2 protein-coding genes and 3 tRNA genes are annotated in these 3,896 nt (G+C 39.5%); 2 read left to right on the top strand and 3 right to left on the bottom strand.

The window, feature by feature from the left end:
• From PLE33_08115 to PLE33_08105, 3 genes are all read right to left on the bottom strand, one after another.
• Positions 1–76 (bottom strand) — tRNA-Val (locus PLE33_08115).
• Between the two features lie 20 nt (positions 77–96).
• Positions 97–174: transfer RNA gene (locus PLE33_08110), tRNA-Pro, on the bottom strand.
• 301 nt (positions 175–475) lie between these two features.
• Positions 476–802 (bottom strand): hypothetical protein, encoded by a 327-nt coding sequence (locus PLE33_08105; protein ID HPS61207.1) that lies wholly within the window; start codon positions 800–802, stop codon positions 476–478.
• A 692-nt stretch (positions 803–1,494) separates the two neighbouring features.
• On the opposite strand from PLE33_08105, the gene PLE33_08100 reads away from it, so the two are divergent.
• Both PLE33_08100 and PLE33_08095 read left to right on the top strand, forming a co-directional pair.
• Positions 1,495–1,570 (top strand) — tRNA-Ala (locus PLE33_08100).
• A gap of 83 nt (positions 1,571–1,653) precedes the next feature.
• Complete coding sequence (locus PLE33_08095; protein HPS61206.1) at positions 1,654–3,546, top strand: transketolase; 1,893 nt, start codon at positions 1,654–1,656, stop codon at positions 3,544–3,546.
• Positions 3,547–3,896: the final 350 nt, after the last annotated feature.

The raw sequence follows: 3,896 nt of genomic DNA, 5'->3' as shown, positions 1-3,896 counted from the left end.
TGGTGGGCGCTAAGGGACTCGAACCCCCGACCACATGCGTGTAAAGCATGTGCTCTCCCAACTGAGCTAAGCGCCCTTTACCAAAATTACTTATATTGGTCGGGGTGAGAGGATTCGAACCTCCGACTCCCTGCTCCCAAAGCAGGTGCGCTAACCGGGCTGCGCTACACCCCGTATATTTATTATCCAAAACCTGAACGGGGTGAATTTTGTCAATAACTTTCGCTTGTTGCCGTTTGTAGTAAACGAAAATAGCATCTTTTTTAATTTTGTTCCTCCGGATTGGTGTAGCCGGAGGACAGCGTTCCTCCACAAGAAAAAAAGAGGTATTTCAGCATTCTCCGACTACACAACAACATCCTAAACCGGAATAAGCTCTTCACAAAATTAACGATGCAAGCGGCGGTAGGTTTTGACTTACTATTTTCACCTGCCTTCAATGTAACCACACCCCCCAAATATTTGCGCTTATAACCTAATTATAGCTGGTCTCCAAACTTGAAAATTGTGAGTTAAAACAAAAAGCACGCGTCCTTACAACCAAGCCATACCAATCCTTAAAATTCCACAATCGTGAAAAAATGTCCTTTTTCATATTTGCAGGGTTGGGTTGGAATTGTTCAGGAATGGTTGTTTCGGGGCGAATTTTTGTTTTAACTCTAAACCGAGCTTCAGCTTTGACAGTTGAAGGCAACGAACGAAATTTCCTGTTGCTTCTGCATATAGTTGCAACCACAAAAAGAATCGGTTTAGAGTCAAAACAAACAGCTTGTTTTGACTTACAATTTTTACCTGCCTTCAATGTAACCACACCCCACACTTGTAGTTCACTTACAACCGCTTTGTAGCTGGTCTGAAATCTGAAAAATTGTGAGTTAAAACAAGAAGTATCACTTCCTTCTTATTTCCGCTATGCTGCAAATGAGATTCCCGTATCGTTCCCATATCGCGATACGAGAAAGATACGGGAGTCATATCGGAGTTTTATTGGAAATATTTCGGATTCTCTTTGGGACTGATATTAAGTCAATTTGCTAACGGTAAGCCGTTTTTTAGTAAAGTAAAAATTTCCTGCTCCGGTCTTTACGATATATAGGGCTGGGAGATTATTATACCGTTTATTTGTCAGAAGTCCTTTTCCTGCGGTTATTGCTTTGCAGAGTTGATATTCAATACCGTTTAAGTATCGGGTAATGGATAGTCCGCTTGCAATGATGCATAGCTATTGTCTAAACTCACAATTTATGGAATCAGAACCCAATTGTAGAACGGTTCTAAGTAGAAATAAAAGGCGTGTGTGTTTACATTGAAGGCAGGTAAAAAAAATTGGAGTCAAAACAACCCATCAAGCAAATTTTCCGGTGGCAAAATTATCTGTTCAATCTACTTGAAAATCAACTGATTAGGTGAGTGTAATCTCAAAGTGTTGCAGTTTCTGCTTGACAGGATTCTGCCTTTTGGAAAAGAGGTTATTTTATGAATTGATTTTTCTGTGGGGCATTAGCTCAGCTGGGAGAGCGCATGACTGGCAGTCATGAGGTCAGCGGTTCGATCCCGCTATGCTCCACCATTTTTGATACCCCTTCACCAAACCGTAATTTGGTGAAGGGGATAATCTTTTATATCAGGTAAAAACAAGTAAAGGAAAAACAAATGCCAGCTTATACACAAGAATTGATTAGTAGAATTAGTACCCAGGCAAAGCAGGCAAGAAAAGCAATTTTAACAATGACTACTCTTGCGGGTTCGGGTCATCCGGGAGGATCAATGTCCTCAATTGACCTTCTGCTTTGCGTTTATAATACTATAGAACATAATCCTTCTGAACCTCAAATGCCGGATAGAGATAGAGTAATTATCAGCAATGGACATATTTCTCCTGCCGTGTTCAGCGTTTTGGGCTTGATGGGTTATTTTGATTTGAACGATGCAATTGCTCAATACCGTTTGATGGGAAGTATATTTGAAGGGCATATAGAACGCAGAGTTCCCGGGGTGGAATGGAGCAGCGGAAATTTGGGACAAGGTTTATCTGCTGGAACTGGTTTTGCCCTTGCTTCCCGACTAAATGAAATTTCCTATAATGTTTATGTTTTTATGGGTGATGGAGAACAGCAAAAAGGCCAGATTAGCGAAGCAAGACGCTTTGCCGTTAAATATTGCCTGGATAATTTAATCGCTATTATTGACTATAATGAATTGCAGATTAGCGGTTCCATCCATAATGTTATGCCTCAAAATATCCGTAAAAACTGGGAATCAGATGGCTGGAAAGTGATTGAAGTTAATGGCCATGATATACCCCAAATTCTTTCTACTCTTGATAATGCCCGGGCATTTAAGCAACCGACTTTGATTTTAGCACATACTGTAATGGGCAAAGGTGTTTCCTTTATGGAAAATAATGCGAAATATCATGGTTCAGTTTTATCCGAAGCCCAATTAGAAGATGCCTTAAAAGAATTGGGAACTGAGATGGAGCTGAAAAAATACCGCAAACTACGCCTGGATTTTAAACCGGAAAATAAGCCGCAAAATAGTTTTACTTTTGAGCCGGATTATAAGATTGGCAAGCACTTTCGTTATGAAACAGATTGTGATTGCAGAAGTGCTTGGGGAAAAGCTATTGCGGATTTAGCTAAAGTAAATACTGATGCCGAAACGCCAATTGTGGTTTTGGATTGCGATTTGGCTACAAGTGTAAAGACCGAAGAATTTGCGCAAGTTAGTCCCCAAAACTTTTTTCAGTGCGGAATTATGGAACAGCATACCTGTGTAATGGGAGGAGCTTTATCCGTTTGTGGAATACAGACCTTTTGGAGTGATTTCGGGATTTTTGGCATTGCCGAGGTCTATAATAATCAGCGGTTGAACGATATTAACCACACTAACCTGAAAACGGTGCTTACCCATACAGGCATAGATGTTGGTGCCGACGGAAAAACTCATCAATGTATTGATTATATTTCTCTGGCAAGAAATCTGTTTGGTTTTAAAATAATATGCCCTGCCGATGCTAATCAAACCGATAGAATAATTCGCTGGCTGATAAATAAACCGGGAAATTTTCTGGTAACAATGGGACGCTCTAAACTTCCGGTGCTGAAAAAAATGGATGGAACTCTGCAATATGATTTTGATTACAGCTTTGTTTATGGCAAAGCTGATGTTCTTAGAGATGGAAATGATGGCAGTATGTGGGTTTGTGGAACTCCTGTTGCCAAAGCCGTTAAAGCTGTTGATACTTTACGGGAAGAAGGTATTTTTCTGGAATTGCTATATGTTTCTTCACCCTTGCATTTGGATTTGGCTCAATTGAAGGCATCTGCCGGTAAAGGGATAATCTTCAGTGTGGAAGATCATTCCGTTAATGGTGGCTTGGGAACATCTATTGCAGATGGTTTGGCGACCAATTCGCTATGCGCTAAACTGGTTAAAATTGGAATTAAGCAATATCCTATATCCGGTGAAGCAAATGAACTCTACCATTGGGCTGGCTTGGATACTGCATCACTAATTGCTACGGTGAAAAAATGCTTGGATTAGCAATGATGAATGGATAAAGCGAGATAGCGAGATTGATTTTTTACAAAGAGAGAAAGAGAAAAAGAGATTTAATTGAGAATTGAGAATTAATTTAGCGAGATAGCGAGATGGCGAGATGGCGAGATGGAAAGAGAGAGATAGCGAGATTAATTTTTTTAACAAATAGAAAAAGAGAGAAAGAGAAAAAGAGATTTAATTGAGAATTGAGAATGAATTTAGCGAGAAGGTGAAATGGCAAGATTGTAAAATAGCGAAATTGAATAAAAAAAGTGAGTATTTCTCTTTGTTAAATAATCTCTTTTTCTCTTTCTCTCTTTGTAAAATAATCTCTTTTTCTCTTTTTCTCTTTT

It is taken from the genome of Candidatus Cloacimonas sp., assembly GCA_035403355.1.
In the GTDB taxonomy this organism is placed as follows: domain Bacteria; phylum Cloacimonadota; class Cloacimonadia; order Cloacimonadales; family Cloacimonadaceae; genus Cloacimonas.
The sequence above is the reverse complement of the archived record's forward strand: the minus strand, read 5'-3'. Positions and strand labels throughout refer to the sequence as shown.